Annotated in this window: 12 protein-coding genes; 9 read left to right on the top strand and 3 right to left on the bottom strand. The window is 61.9% G+C overall.

Going from position 1 to position 15,709, the window contains the following annotated elements; genetic code table 11:
- Nucleotides 1–47: 47 nt before the first annotated feature.
- Both V8201_RS17745 and V8201_RS17750 read left to right on the top strand, forming a co-directional pair.
- Nucleotides 48–542 carry a metallophosphoesterase family protein gene (locus tag V8201_RS17745; protein WP_336546116.1) on the top strand — a complete coding sequence of 165 codons (495 nt, stop codon included), beginning with the start codon at nt 48–50 and terminating at the stop codon, nt 540–542.
- Between the two features lie 317 nt (nt 543–859).
- Nucleotides 860–2,110, top strand: coding sequence for a type II restriction endonuclease (locus V8201_RS17750; protein WP_336546117.1), 1,251 nt, complete (start codon nt 860–862; stop codon nt 2,108–2,110).
- On the opposite strand, the gene V8201_RS17755 is transcribed toward V8201_RS17750, so the two are convergent.
- Nucleotides 2,102–2,605 carry a very short patch repair endonuclease gene (locus tag V8201_RS17755; RefSeq protein WP_336546118.1) on the bottom strand — a complete coding sequence of 168 codons (504 nt, stop codon included), beginning with the start codon at nt 2,603–2,605 and terminating at the stop codon, nt 2,102–2,104. The genes V8201_RS17750 and V8201_RS17755 overlap by 9 nt on opposite strands.
- On the bottom strand, nt 2,598–3,833 hold the full coding sequence (gene dcm, locus V8201_RS17760; RefSeq protein ID WP_336546119.1) for a DNA (cytosine-5-)-methyltransferase: 1,236 nt from the start codon (nt 3,831–3,833) through the stop codon (nt 2,598–2,600). The genes V8201_RS17755 and dcm overlap by 8 nt, the downstream gene beginning before the upstream one ends.
- Nucleotides 3,834–4,107: 274 nt before the next feature.
- Between dcm and V8201_RS17765 the strand changes: the two genes are divergently transcribed.
- From V8201_RS17765 to V8201_RS17795, 7 genes are read left to right on the top strand one after another with little or no spacing between them, the layout of a single operon-like run.
- Nucleotides 4,108–5,097 (top strand): helix-turn-helix transcriptional regulator, encoded by a 990-nt coding sequence (locus V8201_RS17765; RefSeq protein WP_336546120.1) that lies wholly within the window; start codon nt 4,108–4,110, stop codon nt 5,095–5,097.
- Nucleotides 5,097–6,713, top strand: a complete 1,617-nt coding sequence (locus V8201_RS17770; RefSeq protein ID WP_336546121.1) for an ATP-binding protein — start codon at nt 5,097–5,099, stop codon at nt 6,711–6,713. The genes V8201_RS17765 and V8201_RS17770 overlap by 1 nt, the downstream gene beginning before the upstream one ends.
- The gene (locus tag V8201_RS17775; protein WP_336546122.1) at nt 6,710–9,469 is read left to right on the top strand and encodes a Z1 domain-containing protein; all 2,760 of its coding nucleotides are present in this window, start codon (nt 6,710–6,712) and stop codon (nt 9,467–9,469) included. The genes V8201_RS17770 and V8201_RS17775 overlap by 4 nt, the downstream gene beginning before the upstream one ends.
- Nucleotides 9,462–10,448 (top strand): PD-(D/E)XK motif protein, encoded by a 987-nt coding sequence (locus V8201_RS17780; RefSeq protein WP_336546123.1) that lies wholly within the window; start codon nt 9,462–9,464, stop codon nt 10,446–10,448. The genes V8201_RS17775 and V8201_RS17780 overlap by 8 nt, the downstream gene beginning before the upstream one ends.
- Nucleotides 10,432–12,498, top strand: a complete 2,067-nt coding sequence (locus V8201_RS17785) for an AIPR family protein (RefSeq protein ID WP_336546124.1) — start codon at nt 10,432–10,434, stop codon at nt 12,496–12,498. The genes V8201_RS17780 and V8201_RS17785 overlap by 17 nt, the downstream gene beginning before the upstream one ends.
- A gap of 37 nt (nt 12,499–12,535) precedes the next feature.
- On the top strand, nt 12,536–12,955 hold the full coding sequence (locus V8201_RS17790; protein ID WP_336546125.1) for a hypothetical protein: 420 nt from the start codon (nt 12,536–12,538) through the stop codon (nt 12,953–12,955).
- Nucleotides 12,948–13,856 carry a tellurite resistance TerB family protein gene (locus tag V8201_RS17795; RefSeq protein ID WP_336546126.1) on the top strand — a complete coding sequence of 303 codons (909 nt, stop codon included), beginning with the start codon at nt 12,948–12,950 and terminating at the stop codon, nt 13,854–13,856. Before V8201_RS17790 ends, V8201_RS17795 begins: the two co-directional genes overlap by 8 nt.
- A 730-nt stretch (nt 13,857–14,586) precedes the next feature.
- Here V8201_RS17795 and V8201_RS17800 read toward each other — a convergent pair.
- Complete coding sequence (locus V8201_RS17800; protein ID WP_336546127.1) at nt 14,587–15,627, bottom strand: DUF3987 domain-containing protein; 1,041 nt, start codon at nt 15,625–15,627, stop codon at nt 14,587–14,589.
- Nucleotides 15,628–15,709 lie beyond the last annotated feature (82 nt).

Genomic DNA, 15,709 nt, shown 5'->3' on the forward strand with positions numbered 1-15,709 from the left:
CGAAGGTTTGGCCGTGGCAAATGTGCCGATTGTTGAGGGGTAGTCAGGTGACGCTGTTTTTTGTGGCTGATATGCACTTCGGCTCGCCTTATCGAAGCTATGCCAAGCCTCGAGGCTTTGCGACGACCGGCGCCATGAATGCAGCGATTGCCGAGGCGTGGCGGTCGCGCGTGACGGAAGAGGACACTGTCTGGATTCTCGGCGACGTGGGCGACCTCGACAGTCTGGCTCCATTGCCTGGAACAAAGCACCTAATCTTCGGCAACGACGACACACCCCGGGCGGCGTTCAGGGATAGTGGGCTGTTTGCAAGCCATGCCATGTCGCACGTTCTGGAGACGGGGTGGGGATCAATCCTGCTGATCCACATCCCGAAAGCGGCCAAGAGAAGCGACCTGCCTGTGTTGCACGGCCATACTCATGCCGCGCCCGACGAGCCTGATGCTCGCTTCGTATCTGTCTCAGTGGACAAAACCGGATGGGGGCCGATCAGCCTTGAGGAAGTAGTCGAGCGATTCAAGGCTCGTGCCGCTGGCTGCTGACTGTGCGAATGAGATCCACACAGGGCCGGCTAGGATAGCCGATGTGGCATATACAATGGCCCGGCGATGCTGAATCTTCGCGAACTCGTTTGCCGTGGTTTGCGCAGGAGGAGTTAGATATTCCTCTTGAGTGTCACGGTAGGATATAGTTTCTGCGAGCAGCATCATCGGTACGGCATGTCTTCGAAGACAAGGCAATTTGGATGCACAGCACTCGGCACCTGTATGCCCTCACTGCCAACAAGCTGGTCGGCCGAACGTTTGAGGCCTGCTGTCGCCGTTCTCGGTGACACGCAACAATTAAGAGGTAACCGAGAATGAAGGCCGGGTCGCTGTCCCAGAATTTCGCCGGTGTGGGGGTGAAGAGGGTCACTGCTACCGAGATCGACCCGACCGTATCCCGCGGACATGAGTTCCAAGGAGTCGACAGCTTCCGGGCTTTCCTCGGGGTTCCGGCGGAAAAAATCAGCGTGCCGGTCAAATATGTGTGGCTGTCTGACGAGGAGCCGCCCCTTGTGGTGCCTTTGGCCGGCACTTGGTACGATAGCCGGCGGGGCAAGGGACATCGTGGTGGGGAGTACCGCCTCTACTATCCGGCAGCTGCCGAGGAGGTGGTCTACCGTGCTCGACAGGGCGACACGCTGTTCCTGTGTATGGGCAAGGACGAGTCGTTGCTCGCGTTGCTCTGCGCAAGCGGCAGCTCAATCGAGCAGCAGCTTCTCTGGCTGTTCGGCCTCGATCTCGGGGGCAAGGATCTTGTCCAGCGCGACCTTCGCAAGGAGCAGGGGCGCACCGTCGACCTTGCCGCCCGATACGTTCTCGAGCTCGCCGATATTGAGGTTATCGCCAGCGCGGATGAGTGGCTGGAGCGGCTCCTTAAGGAATTTCCGGCAGGCCTTCCTCCGACGCGGAAGTTCTCCGCCTTTGCACGCGGTCTCGCCGACGTCGATCCCCGTGCCGACCCCGATCAAGCGCTTCTCACATGGATGGACGTTGAGGAGCGGCTGTTCATGACCTATGAGCGTCACATCGTCGGCGAGCGCCTGCGGCAGGGCTTTGTTGTCGACGGCATTGCCGACGTCGACCGGTTCGTCCGCTACTCGCTCGAAGTCCAGAACCGGCGCAAGTCGAGGGCGGGCTATGCGCTCGGTCACCATGGGGAGGCGCTGCTCGAGGTCCATTCCATCCCGCACAAGCGCGAGGCAACGACGGAGAAGCGCAACGGGCCCGACTTCCTATTCCCTGACGAGACGCGGTATCACGATATGCAATGGTCCGCCGACCGGCTGCTGATGCTGGGCGTGAAAACCAGCTGCAAGGATCGCTGGCGTCAGGTGCTGGCGGAAGCCGACCGTATCGAGCGCAAGCACCTGCTGACGCTCGAGCCCGGCATATCGCCGACCCAGACCGACGAGATGCGCAAGGAGAAGCTGCAGCTGGTTCTGCCGCGTCCGCTCCACGGCTCATATCGCCCGGCACAACAGGCTGAGCTCGCCGGGGTGGCCGACTTCCTCGAACTTGCCAGAGCAATGGGAGCGGAGGCGCAAGGTCCGCTCATGCTATTGTGACGGCTTGTCCTCCGTGTTCGGCGGCAATGCAGACGACACCCGTCGCTCAACGCCGATGCTGCGATAGCGCTCCTCACCCCTGAGAAAGCTGTCGCAGGCGGCGAGCACCTCCTCGAGCGGCCGGCGCTCGCGCCCTTTCAGCGTGCATTCCCAGACCTCCGCTACGCGCCAGTCCTCTTCGCGGAGCTGTTCTAGGACCTTGGCATCGCGCCGGATGTTCGCGCCGATCTTCTCACGCCAAAATTCCGCGCGCGTCTTCGGCCATTTGAATAAATGGCAGTCATGACCGTGCCAGAAGCAGCCGTTGGCGAAGATCAGCGCCTTGCGGCCCGGGAAGACCAGATCGGGCTTACCGGCAATAGTGCGGCCGTGAAGGCGATAGCGCCATCCCAGCGCATGCAGTCCCTTCCTGAGCAGCATCTCGGGGCGTGTGTCCTTGGCCCGGATGCCGGCCATCATCCGGCTGCGGACTTCCGGCGCGACGACATCAGGCAACCTTGCGCTGCCGCACCGGATCGTTCTGGAGCTCGAGTGCCTTTCTGAGCCATGGCTCCATATAGCGCGCTATCGCCTCGACCTTAGGCACGGCGACCGCATTTCCAAATTGGCGGTAGGCTTGGGTGTCGGAAACCCTTTCGGGAATGAACCACTTCCGTGACCCATGCTCGAAGCCCATCAGGCGAGCGCACTCCGTTGGGGTCAGCCGGCGCGGCCGCGTTCCCTTCTGCTCGATCAGGATCTCGGAACCATCTTTGTGGTAGCGCGCCGACAGTGTCCGTGTGACGTCGTCAGGCCCGAACATGCTGTACCCGAAGCCGTTGCCCTTGCTTTCGTGCTTCCGGCGATAGTCCTGCAGATACTGCCAGAGCCGCGGCGTCAGCGTGTATTTGGAGTCGATCTCGTTATGGGACTGCAGGATTGATCCAAGCGTCGGCCACTCCGCCTCGGGCGGCAGCGTCTGGTCGAAATCGTCAAAGCTGAAGCCGACGTCGTCGCGGAAGCCGACGATAAAGATGCGCTCACGCTTCTGCGGAACCCAGGGCGCCGAGCTGATGACCCTGAAGTCTATCGTGTATCCGAGCTCATTCTCGAGTGCCCGCCGGATAACCGCGAAGGTGTGTCCGCCGTCGTGTCGCTGGAGGTGCTTCACATTCTCGAGCAGAAAGGCGGCCGGGCGATGGTAGCGCAGGATGCTTTCGATCTCGAAGAAGAGGTTGCCTTGCTTCTCGTCGTCGAAGCCGTGCTTGCGGCCTAGCGACTTCTTCTTGGAGACGCCGGCAAGGGAGAAGGGCTGGCACGGAAAGCCAGCAAGCAGCACATCGAACTCGGGAATGAGCGACGGCTTTGCACCATAGGGGCGGATGTCACCGGCCATGACATGGTCGTCGCCGTCCGGAAAATTGCGGCGGTACGTCTCCTGCGACCACTTGTCCCATTCGCTGGTGAAAACGCACTTCCCGCCCAGAGCCTCAAAACCGAGGCGAAGGCCACCAATGCCAGCGAAAAGATCGATGAAGCGAAACGCGGGAGGCGCCGTGCGTTGCCTCATCCTCGCCGACGCCAGCTGCCGCACCCGATCCTCAACCAGCTTGGGCACCTTGCACTCGCCGGAGAGATATCGCCGGATTTGACGCCCGGTCAGCCCGAGCTCATCCTCGGCATCCGACATCGACAGTCCAGAGCGGCTAAAATCTCCCGCAAAATCGCCGCCCGCATTGCTCATTCATATTTTCCTGTCAAATGCTCGGCCCGTCTCTGGGTCGGTTTCAGACAGGATGGCAGCAGGCTTCCCGAGAGGCAAGTCTGTTCTATCGATGTTCGCATTTTCGTGTGTCATAAGCCGCGGATATTCGGCGCCAGGTACCCGATTTCGCTGTGTGATAGCGCGACGTCGCTCCGAGATGATGCGAATCCGTAATGTTTTTTTTAGGCCAGCGTTTCTATCCTATTGTGTTCTCTTGTCGGGAACGACAGTTTCGGTCGCCGGGGGGAGAATGTTGGGGGAAGTCGCCAAACCGAGGATGGGCAAGCTGCGGCGCGCGCTCACGCTCGTACATTTGCTGGCGGAGTCAGGCGAGGGTCTGACTCTGGACGAGATCGCGCAGGCGCTCGACGTCAACCGTCGCACCGCCGAGCGCTTGCGCGACGCGTTGCGAGATGAATTCGATATTGAGGCACGTGTCGATGACCGGACAAAGCGCTTCTTTATCCGTGACCGTCTCGGCAGGGCCTATACGCGGCCGAACGCCGAGGAAGTCGCCGCACTCGAGATCGAGGTCACCGCGCGGCGAGTCGAAGGGGCCGGGCACGCGAAGGCGTTGGAGCACCTGCTCCACAAGGTGAAGTCGGCATTCGACGACAGGGAAAAGCGACGGCTGGCGCCGGACCTCGATGCACTGGTCCGACTGCAGCGAAGCCGGATCGTTGCGGGACCGCTGCTCGATGCCTCTCCCGAAACGCTCGGCATTATCCAAGGCGCCATCCTCGGCGGTCAATGTGTCGAGTTCGACTATACGACCGATAGCGCACCCGCCCCGGCATGGCGCAGGGTTATCCCTCACGGACTCTTGCACGGACCGGCAACCTATCTGATCGGAAAGATGCCGGACCGGGAGCAGGAGCCGGTCTTCTTCCGCGTCGACCGGATGAGCGCTGTCCGGATTTCGGAGCGTGTCGGCTGTGCGCCGGACGATTGGGATCTCGATGGATGGCTCGCCCGCAGTTTCGGGATCTGGCGTGAGGAGCATCACGACATCCTGCTGCGAGTGGCACCTGCGGCTGTTGCGCGCGCACGCGCTTGGCGCTTCCATCCCGGCCAGAGTTTTGAGGAAGACGGAGACGAGCTGCTGGTGCGCTTCCGAGCCGGAGGCCTGCGGGAGGTCGCCGAGCATCTCTTCACATGGGGTGGCGACATCCGGATCGAGGCGCCCGAGGCGCTTAGGGCGGTCATGCGCGAGCGGGTGCTGCTCGCTCTGGGCTCGATCTGATGCGTACGACCGGATTTGTCGCACCAATGGCTCAAAGCGAACATGCTCCACCGGAATCGGAGCCGGCTACCGGCGCGGGCGTGCGGCCGGACACAGGTTTGAGGGAAGAAGCGGTGCTGGACGACAGGATTTCCCGGGTGAAGACAGCCGATGCGACGCCGCATGCCGCATCCCTGATCCAGAGCCTGCGGGATATCGGCTATTCGTGCGAGACGGCGCTCGCGGACATCCTCGACAACTCGATCACCGCCGGCGCGAAGCGGATCGAGATCCTTACTGATCTGTCCGCGGCCGACGCTGCGATCGGTATCCTCGACAATGGCAGTGGCATGACCCCGGAGCAGCTCATTGAGGCGATGCGTCCCGGATCGCGCAATCCTCTTGACGACCGGGACGCAGGCGACCTCGGGCGATTCGGCCTAGGGCTCAAGAGCGCCAGCTTCTCCCAATGCCGACGCCTGACGGTGCTCACGCGCAAGGCAGGCGTGACGGCAGGTGCAACCTGGGATCTCGAACTGGTCGCCCGTACCAACCGCTGGGAGATCGAGCTTCACGACACGCTGAACGGCCAGCCTTGGGCAGACCGTCTCGAGGCGGACGGGACGCTTGTGATATGGCGTGATCTCGACCGCCTCGGCGGCGGAATTGAGGGCAACGATGCCGGCCGGGCTGCCCATATCAACCGCGCGATCGCCCAAGCCGAGCGGCACCTCCGGCTCGTCTTCCACCGGTTTATGTCCGACGATCGGCCTCCGCTCGAGCTGTGGCTCAACGGCCGCCGCCTCGAGCCGGTCGACCCCTTCGGCAGAAGCTTCGCGGGCCATCAGGCAGACCGTGCCGACCGCCTCGACATGGCGTTCGGCTCTGTCGAGTTCCAGTGCTTCACGCTGCCCCATCACAAATCCGTGACGCGGAGCGAATGGGAGGATCTCGGCGGACCCGAGGGGCATCTCCGCTCGCAGGGCTTCTACGTCTATCGCGGCCGGCGCCTCATCATCACCGGCAGCTGGCTCGGTCTCGCGCGTCAGACCGAGCTGACCAAGCTGTGCCGGATCCGTGTCGACATCCCCAATACAATGGACTCGGAGTGGAAGATCGACGTCAAGAAGGCCTCGGCGCAACTTCCTCCCGCAGTCAGGGAGCGGATGCGCAATCTGGTCGAGCGGCTGTCGCTGACCTCGAAGCGTACCTACCAGCGACGTGGCCAGAAGCTCGTCGATACCGAATATATGCCGCTGTGGCGCCGCATACAGCGCGACGGGGCGATTATCTATCGTCCCGATGTTGCCCATCCGGTGCTCGCCGACTTCTCCGCGCGGCTGCCGGCTGACCTGCAGAACGAGTTCGCGAACATCGTTGGCGTGCTTGGCTCAACCGTACCGGTTGCATCGCTTCATGCCGACTTTGCGGGCTCTGCAGAGGAAGTCCAGGCCGATGATGCCGACGATGGGGTCCTCCGTCAGCTCGCCGGAGCCATGGTCCGGACGCTGCAGCAGCAAGGCCAGACCACTGAAGAGATCCTCGACCAGCTCCACCCAATCGAGCTGTTCCGGACCAACTGGGACACGGCCAGCGCCGTGATCCGCGAGATTGCAGACCAGGGAGAAGGTGAATGAGTGACGCCCTCGAGCTCCTCGAGGAGACGGTTTCGCCGATGGTCCTTCGCGAGAAGGACCGTACGGCCGCCAGCATCCGCGCAATGATCGACCAGATGCGTTCTCTTCCCCTGTTCGGGGAAGTCTCGGACGAACAGGCCGAACGGCTTGCGCGGCTTTTGGAAGAGCGCAACGGCATCCATATGGGCGTCGGTGCGATCGTCGATACGCCCGAGTTCAGGCCTTGGCTTCACGAGGCACGCGCGCAAATCGATCCGCACTACTGGAGCCGCTACAAGAAGCTGCTCCAGTCGAAGCGACTCCCGGCCGATGTGATCACCTCCACCGACACAATTACCGACAGCATCCTCGACCGGATGGGAAATCCTCGGGAGCAGGGTCCTTGGGACCGGAAGGGCATGGTCGTCGGTCACGTCCAGAGCGGCAAGACGCAGAATTATACCGGCCTGATCTGCAAGGCTGCAGATGCCGGTTACCGGCTGATCGTGGTCATTGCGGGCATTCACAACAACCTGCGCAACCAGACCCAGATGCGTATCGACGAAGGGTTTGTCGGCCGGGACACCGGACGTCTCGAGAAGAAGGAAACCAAGGATCGCCCGCGCGCGATCGGCGTCGGACGGTTCGACGATCGCAAGCCGCCGGTCAGTCTCACGACCACGCTCAAGGACTTCAACCGGGCCACCGCAACCACCAACACGAGTCAGATTGCGTCCTACGCGGTGCCGGTGGTGCTGGTGATCAAGAAGAATTCCGCGACGCTCGCCAATCTGGTTGACTGGCTCAAGGAGCACAGCACCACGCATGGCAGCGACATGGTCGATCAGCCCATGCTGCTCATCGACGATGAGGCCGACAACGCCTCGATCGACATCAAGTACGGCAAGGGCGAGACGTCGAGGATCAACGGCCAGATCCGCGAGCTGCTCGCGATGTTCCGACGCAGCTGCTACGTCGGCTACACCGCGACCCCCTTCGCAAATATCTTCATCGATCCGGACACTGACGACGAGCTCAAGGGGCAGGATCTGTTCCCGCGCCACTTCATCTTCGGCCTTGATGCGCCGACCAATTATTTCGGGGCGCGCAAGGTATTCATCGACGGCATCCCCGATGAAGAGGACGTACGTCCCGACCATATTCGCTACATCGGCGACAATGGCGACGTGCTCCCCGTGAAGCACAGGATCGATCATGTCCTTACCGCGCTTCCCGGCAGCATGCTCGACGCACTGCGATCGTTCCTCGTCGCACGGGTCATCCGGAATCTCCGGGGGCAGGCAGGACAGCACGCCTCTATGCTGGTCAACGCCTCACGCTTCACCGGCATCCAAGGCCTCATCCGCAACCGGCTTCACCAGAAGCTCAAGGAGATCGAGGATGCGGTCCGCGTCGACGGCGGCCGCGTGGATGCAGCGGAGCTTAATGAGGAAATCGGCGCGATTCATCGCTGCTGGGAAGACGAATATGCCGACGCCGGCGTGACTTGGGACGTGGTCCGGGAGGGCCTGCTGCCGGTGATCGCTTCAGCACAGGTGGTCGCCGTCAACGCGGCCTCTCCGGCGGGGCTCGATTACGAGGGCGGCGGCGCTGGGCAGACCGTGATTGCCGTCGGCGGCTTCTCGCTTTCGCGCGGCCTCACGCTCGAGGGCCTGACCGTGTCCTACTTCCTGCGCAGCTCGGTGATGTACGACACCCTGATGCAGATGGGGCGCTGGTTCGGCTACCGGCCCGATTACGAGGATCTCTGCCGCATCTGGATGCCGCCCGAGGCTGCGTCTTGGTATGCCCATATCGGCGAGGCAACCGAGGAGCTTCAGCTCGAACTCAAGCGCATGCAGCAGGCGAATGCGACCCCCGAGCAGTTCGGTCTGGCGGTGCGGAGCCACCCCAGCGCTCTCATGGTCACTGCACGCAACAAGATGGGTGCCGGGCAGAAGCAGGTCATGGTGGGGCTGTCGAACAGCTTCATCGAGACCGTGAAGCTGTCGGCGGCACCGCGGACGCTGCAGCTCAATCGCGTGGCCCGCGACCAGCTGCTCGAAGATCTCGCGTCCGACGGGCATACGCCGGACAGCGCCGAGAAGGTCACCGGCGGGTACCTGCTCCGCGGCGCGCCATGGAAGCATGTCGACTCGTTCCTGCGCTCGTTTGAGAACGAGCGGGAGTCGGTGCTGACCGATCCCCGCCCCGTTCGGAAGTACATTTCCGAACGTGCGCACGACGAACTCGGCGATTGGGATGTGCTCATCGCCAGCCTCCAGCCGGGAGCCGAAAGGACGCCTCGTGATATCGGAGGATGGTCAGTCATTCCGCCGCAGCGCAGCGTCGGCGAGCAGGAACTGAGGCGCGGCGTTCTCGCCATCAGCGGCAAGAAAGCGAGGCTTTCATCCCGCGGGGTCGAGAAGGTCGGGGTCGCCCCCGAAGTCGCGCGGCTGGCCGAGACCGAATACGAGCGCGAGGAACTCGCGAAGAAGGAGAACGCCTCCGCTCGCGAACGCCCGAACTATCCCGACCGAATCTACCGCGCGAAGCGGACGCGCCCGCTGCTGGTGCTCTACAATGTCGAGCTCAAGACCGCGGAATGGTCGGAGGACCTTGCCGCCGCGGTACCGGCGGAGCCTGTTGTTGCCTGGGCACTGAGCTTCCCGATCTCGGCGCGCCCGGACAAGAAGGTCGAGTACATTCTCAACCCGGTCGCACTGCGCGAGCTGTTCGGAGATGAGGATGCCGATGAGGACAGTCTCGATGACTGAGGGAGTCGACCCTTGGGGCGCACTGTCGCCCGGATCGGTGGATGCGCGGCGCGTTGATCCGGATGGCAAGCAGGACTTTTTCTGGATCATCTCCGGCAAGGCCGAGCCCGGGCTGCTGCTTCGTATCGTACCGGGTGTGGTCGAGCCGAAACCCTTGCCGAAGCTCCGCAATCTCGAGCTGAAGTTTCAGGATGTGGCAGGGGGCCGAGCTCTCGTCCTCTTCCTGAAGGATGCCGATCAGCGCGAGCTGTTCGAAAATCTCTGTCTCGATATCGTCCGCGCGGGTGACCCGGCTGTCGACAATGGGGATGCACTGAACCGGGCGGTACGGCGGGCGATGCGCTGGCACCATCTTCTGCGCGGCGGCCGCAGCGATCTTCTGAGCATCGAGGAGCAGCGTGGACTGCTCGGCGAACTGCAGTTCCTGCGGCGGCTAATCGATCTGCTGGGCGCGTTTCCGGCAGTCGAGGCGTGGAAAGGGCCATCGGGAAGCTCGAAGGACTTCGAGCTCTACCGCTGCCTTGTCGAGGTCAAGGCGCGGCGCGGCGCAGCGAAGCCGTTCGTGCAGATCTCCTCCGAGGACCAGCTGTCGGATGTCGACGGGTGCAGTCTTAACCTCGTCGTCTCGGCGGTGGATGCAGCGGTAAAGCCGGACGGGAAAACGCTGACCGATTACGCGCTCGAGCTTGAGAAGCTGTTCGCTGCCGCCGAACCGGAGGCCTATCGGCTCTGGGAGCAGGCACTGATCGATTCCGGTTTCGACTTCGATGACGACTATTCGGACCGGCGCTGGACGCTCGGCAAAACGACCGAGTTCGAGGTCAGCGGCGATTTTCCGCGCCTCACGGCTCCGCTGAAGCCGGGCGTATCCGGGGTCCGGTACAGCATCGCATTGGACGCGTGCGCACCTTTCCAGATCGAGCCGGGAGCGCTCGACGGGCTGATCACTGAGGGGCAGGGGAATGGACGAGCTGAATGATTTCCATCGGGAGTTTCTCGCCGAGGTTCAGGGCGAGGCCGATGCACAGGGGCTGATCACCACCGAAGCCTTTCTCGAGAAGATGGGAGAGATCCTCGACGAGTCGGGTGAACTTTCGTCCTTTGCACAATGCTATCACGAGGGCGTCTTCAAGCGGAAACCACTCCAAGTCGACGCCTTCAGCTGGGATGCGGACGATGACGAAGGCGTTCTCAGTCTCGTCATTTCGGACTTTCATCGTGATGCCGAGTCTGGCTCGATCGGCAAGCCGGATGCAAACCGGCTGCTGTCGCGCCTGGTGCAGTTCGTCATGGCCGCGATCGACCGCGAATATCGCGACGGCCTCGAGGAAAGCAGCCAAGCCTATGCGCTCGCCGACCTGATCCGCCGGTGCTGGAAGAAGATCTCCAAGATCAAGCTGATCCTCGTCACCAACCGGATCAACAAGTCGAAAACCGATGCTCAGCCGGTCGGCAAGATCGGCGAGATTCCCGTCACCTCCAATGTTTGGGATCTCGGCCGCATCCAGCGGTTCATTGAGGCGGGCCAGACCCGCGAGGATTTGGTTATCGACTTTGCCGAGGACTTCGGCGAGGCGATCCCCATTCTGCGCGCCTCATTCGACGGCGCGCCACTGGAAAGCTACATCGCGGTGATCCCCGGATCGCAACTGGCTGCGATCTATGATCGATGGGGTGCGCGCCTGCTGGAAGCGAATGTGCGAAGCTTTCTTCAGGCACGGAACAAGGTCAACCGGGGCATTCGGGATACGATCAAGGACGATCCTGCTATGTTCTTCTCCTATAATAACGGCCTGACCACGACGGCAGACAGCGTCGAGGTTGCGAGTATCGGCGAAGGCCTGTTCCTGATGTCAGCGTCCAACTTCCAGATTGTCAATGGAGGTCAAACGACAGCGTCGATCCACGCTGCGCGCAAACTCGCGGCCGAGCAGCTCAAGGGCGTCTACGTGCAGATGAAGCTGACGGTGGTCCCGCCCGAGAACTCCGAAACGGTGGTCCCGAATATCTCCCAGTTTGCCAACAGCCAGAACAAGGTAAATGCCGCCGATTTCTTCGCCAATCACCCGTTTCACATTCGCATGGAGGAATACTCCCGGCGCATGCTCGCACCGATCGGTGACACCGGCTATCGCGAGCACAAATGGTTCTATGAGCGCGCCCGGGGACAATTCGCGGACGAACGAGGCCGTCGGACCGCAGCGGAGCGCAAGAGCTTCGACGCAATGTTTCCCAAGGCCCAGTTCTTCACCAAGACCGATCTCGCTAAGTTCGAGAATTCCTACCGCTGCAGGCCGGATATCGTCAGTTTCGGCGCCCAGAAAAATTTCGCCGAGCTGGCGAAGACCATCGGGACCGAATGGGGCAAGGACGGAGCACCCTTCGATGAAGTGTGGTTTCAGCGCCTTGTCGCCAAGGCAATAATCTTTCGACATCTCGAGCGCGTGGTACCTGCCCAGCCTTGGTATACCGGCGGTTATCGCGCCAACATCGTGACCTACGCTATCGCCAAGGTAGTGCACGACGCGAATGTCCGGGGACGCGTTGTCGATCTCGACACCGTCTGGCGGCTGCAGCGTGTGCAGGCCGACCTCGAACGCGCGCTGCTCGCCGCTGCCGAAGCAGCCAATGAGGTGATCACCAGTCCGCCCGCGGGCATCAGGAATATGAGCGAATGGGCCAAGAAGCAGGCATGCTGGGCCGAGCTCGCCAAGCGCGCAGTCGTCTACGATCCAAGCTTCGACACCGCCATAATCGACCGCGAGGCGCTGCGGGCGGTGGACCGGGATACTCGTGTTGCAAAGCGGGAACTCAATGGCATCGAGGCTCAGCGCGAGGTGGTAAACCAAGGCGGCAAGTATTGGTCGCAGCTTCTGGCGTTCGGCAAATCGATCGGTAAGCTGCCGCCCAAGGAGGCGGGCATCCTGCAGGCATGTGCGTCGCTTCCCGGCCGGATCCCGACGGAAAAGCAGTGTATCGCAGCAGTAGCGATCGCGGACAGGCTCGAGCAATACTATCCGGCCGCCTAAGTGATGCGGGCGCAATGATGATCTGGAAGGGATGACGATGGACGGCGCACCGCACCTGCAGGCACTTGAGCCGGCACCTCCCAGACGCGAGCTTCGCGACCGGATTGACCGGCTTACGGTCTCTGCGGACGCCAAGGCGTTGCTGGACGAGCTGCTCGATATCGTGATCCATGTCGGAGGGAAGATTATCGCAGCGGGACGCCAGATCGTCGCCTTCATCTTCGATCTGGTCAGGCGCTTCCCGAACACAAGCTTCGGGGTGATCGTCGCACTTGTCATCTCCTCACTCGTCGCATCAATCCCGCTGCTGGGGCTCGTGCTCGGGCCCTTGCTTGCTCCTTTCCTCTTGGCATTCGGCCTCGCGGCCGGAGCGATCACCGACCTCAAGGATGCTCCCCTTCGCGCTCGCGTGTCGGATCTCGAGCGGCATTTCAGCGCGGCGACGTGCGATGCGTGATGTCTCTCCGGGAGAGGCAGGCCTTCTTGCGTCATTCGGGGAAGTTGAGCGCGTGGTTGCGGACCCTGTCCGTTTCAAGCTGCGCCTAGGTATCGGCGAGGACGCCTACGCCTCACTTCGCCTCAAGAAGAACGTCTTCCGACTGTGGGACCTCGTCAGCTGGGGCGGAACCGGAGCCGCCGCTGCGTCCTCGAAGATCGTTGCAACCACGTTCTTTGCTCCCAGCGGATTGGCGGCATTGCTCGGTTTCGGCACCGCCGTTACGCCGGTCGGATGGGTGGTCGCGGCAGCGCTGGGTTCGGCCAGTGCCTGGTACGGCGTGAGCCGACTGCTCGGAAGCGTGGAGGGCAAGCGGGTCGATACGATACCGCGCTTCATCAACACCCCAATTGATGTTCTCGGAATGGCATTGTTCGACCTGATGGGCGCCCTCGCCATCCGAATAGCTGCAGTCGATGGAAAGATCGAGACATGCGAAGTTGATGCGATTGTCGAGCATTTCGTTGCCGATTGGGGACTCGAACGCGCTTATGTGGAGCGGGCGCTGGCAGTGCTCAGCGCTGGCGCGGGGAAGACGTCCATCCGGGAGTTGGCCCGTCAACTTGCGACCTTCCAGAGCCAGAATCCTGATTGCAATACGGCCGCCATGCGGACGACCCTGATAGCATTCCTGAGCGACGTCGCGCTCTCGGACGGCATGTTGGACGAGCGTGAGGAACTCGCGATCGAGGCGGTCGCCGCGATTATGAAAGCGCCCTCCCGCGGTCCCGTCGAGCGATTGCGCAGGGGTACGTCCGACGCGTGGGCTGCGACGTCGCGCATGGTCAACGGAGTTGCCAAGCTTGCCGCTGCGGTCGAACTGCGGCCCGCCGCATTTCGCGGAACAAACAAGCCTGACTGACTATCCGATCGCCCGCAATCGTCATCCGCGGGACGACTTGGTCGGGCTTTTCCGCCACTTTCGAGGCCACCCCGGTATCCTGATGGCTTTCGGCTCATCCTTAAAGAACGCCTTGATGCTGATAACATTTGTGTGCCGGACATATTCTGCATTGCTGGAAACCATGAGCTTCTCGGGCACGAAGAGAGTTCTACCGATCTGCCCCATCTCCTCGATGGCATCGACAGCGACGGTCCACTTGACGGTTGCGAGGAAAGATCGTTAGCCCGCGTGACGCCCTGATCCTGACGACAGCGCTTGCGCAACGCGATTTTTGCCCTGCTAGTACCGGCCTCTTGATGACTGCAGAGCCGAGCTCAGCAGCGGCCGTTCGGCTCGGATGGTTGAGCAGCAGATACTGGGCGGTGGGGCAGGGCAGTCTGAACGGCTGGGATTGGGTCAAAGGGCTGACATGACGCAAATCACGCATTGTCACACAGGATTGCTTGAACTCAACCTCGCAAAAAGCGATCAAACCCCATCCTCTCGGCCTCTCTCTGCCGGACAGGGTTGTCGCTCCCAAAGACGTAAACTGCCGGATCTCTGCCATTCGTCTTGGAAATGCCGGCCGTATCAGCCTGCCGTTGATGGGGTAGCTATGGGGGTAGCTACCCCATCAAGGCCATGGCGACATGGTGGCGGTCAGATACATGTATAAGCATGCTACTGCGAGTGACCGGTGCTTTCGCTATCAGTGCAACGTCTTATTTAGCACCTTGGGATTGACCGTGTAGATCATCTTCGGCTGCCCACCGGTCATAATTCGCTCTGCCGAGAGCCAGTCGTAATCTGAGAGCAAAGCCAAAGCGGATTTAACCCGCTCGGGGTCTTTCAGGCCAGACCAGCCCGGCTTGTAGATGTCGCGCGCCGTGAATGTCCCCTCAAGCTTCTCAGTCTTGATCTTGTGGACGATCTTCATGGCAGTGTCCGTACTGTCCGTTTCCATGGCCGAGTAGATTCGTCGGGCATGCCCTTTTAGGTACATGATCCACAGCTCCGCCATCACCCAGGCGTCGAGGCTGACCGGCCCCACGCCACCACTTGCGAGGTGACAGACCAGTGCAAGGCGCGGCGCCAGACCCCGGTACTTTGAAAAATGTCCTCTCAAGGGGTCGGTCGTATCAAGCTCCGCTACATCCCCCTCCAGCTTCACCCTCCAGGCATCGAACTGGGCTTGCGCCGCCGGAGCAAAGCGGAGGTACGGGATCGCTCCGTTGGTATGATCGGCGTCGCACTCAGCCTCGACCATCTCCGCGTTCAGGCCTGCCAGACGTTCGTAGCAGCTCAGTGCCGCATACCGCGCTGCCTCGTTCCTTCCCCGATCGTTGTTGATGAAGGCGCTGCTCGGCGGGTCCGGCCAGACCAGCAGCTGCAGGCGTTGTACCAGCCCGTCATCATGGCTCTTGAGTGACGACCGCATGTAGTTCAGCAGCCGGTTTGGCTGGGTGGTCCCGAACAGCGAAACGTTCACCGCCTCGATGCGGATGGTACCCCTGATGATCCGGTCGACCGTATAGCCATCGAGACCACCCCAGCCAGTCATGAGGAAGCCACGACCGCTCGCCTTCTCCTCCTGATCAAGCTCGGTGAACATTGTCAGCAACTCGTCACGGTGCACCAGCAGCCCGTCGGGGTTGTCCCGGCAAAGCTCACCCAGCTTTTCAGGCGTGGCGTCATTGGTGATGTACCTGATCTGCCGTGGCGGCTCAGGCTCTTCCAGCTGGCGCAGGATGTCGAGAGTGACGTGCCCCCCGTTTCTTCATCCACCTGGAACTAGAGACCGGCCCTTGGAGGGACGGACGGAATGAAACGGA

It is taken from the genome of Sphingomonas kyungheensis, assembly GCF_037120395.1.
Lineage (GTDB): Bacteria > Pseudomonadota > Alphaproteobacteria > Sphingomonadales > Sphingomonadaceae > Sphingomonas > Sphingomonas kyungheensis.

What these genes read in the sequence shown, in the direction of transcription:
- V8201_RS17750 (WP_336546117.1), top strand. Translation starts at nt 860, where the DNA reads ATGAAGGCCGGGTCGCTGTCCCAGAATTTCGCCGGTGTGGGGGTGAAG.
- dcm (WP_336546119.1), bottom strand. Translation starts at nt 3,833, where the DNA reads ATGAGCAATGCGGGCGGCGATTTTGCGGGAGATTTTAGCCGCTCTGGA.
- V8201_RS17770 (WP_336546121.1), top strand. Translation starts at nt 5,097, where the DNA reads ATGCGTACGACCGGATTTGTCGCACCAATGGCTCAAAGCGAACATGCT.
- V8201_RS17775 (WP_336546122.1), top strand. Translation starts at nt 6,710, where the DNA reads ATGAGTGACGCCCTCGAGCTCCTCGAGGAGACGGTTTCGCCGATGGTC.
- V8201_RS17780 (WP_336546123.1), top strand. Translation starts at nt 9,462, where the DNA reads ATGACTGAGGGAGTCGACCCTTGGGGCGCACTGTCGCCCGGATCGGTG.
- V8201_RS17785 (WP_336546124.1), top strand. Translation starts at nt 10,432, where the DNA reads ATGGACGAGCTGAATGATTTCCATCGGGAGTTTCTCGCCGAGGTTCAG.
- V8201_RS17790 (WP_336546125.1), top strand. Translation starts at nt 12,536, where the DNA reads ATGGACGGCGCACCGCACCTGCAGGCACTTGAGCCGGCACCTCCCAGA.
- V8201_RS17795 (WP_336546126.1), top strand. Translation starts at nt 12,948, where the DNA reads ATGCGTGATGTCTCTCCGGGAGAGGCAGGCCTTCTTGCGTCATTCGGG.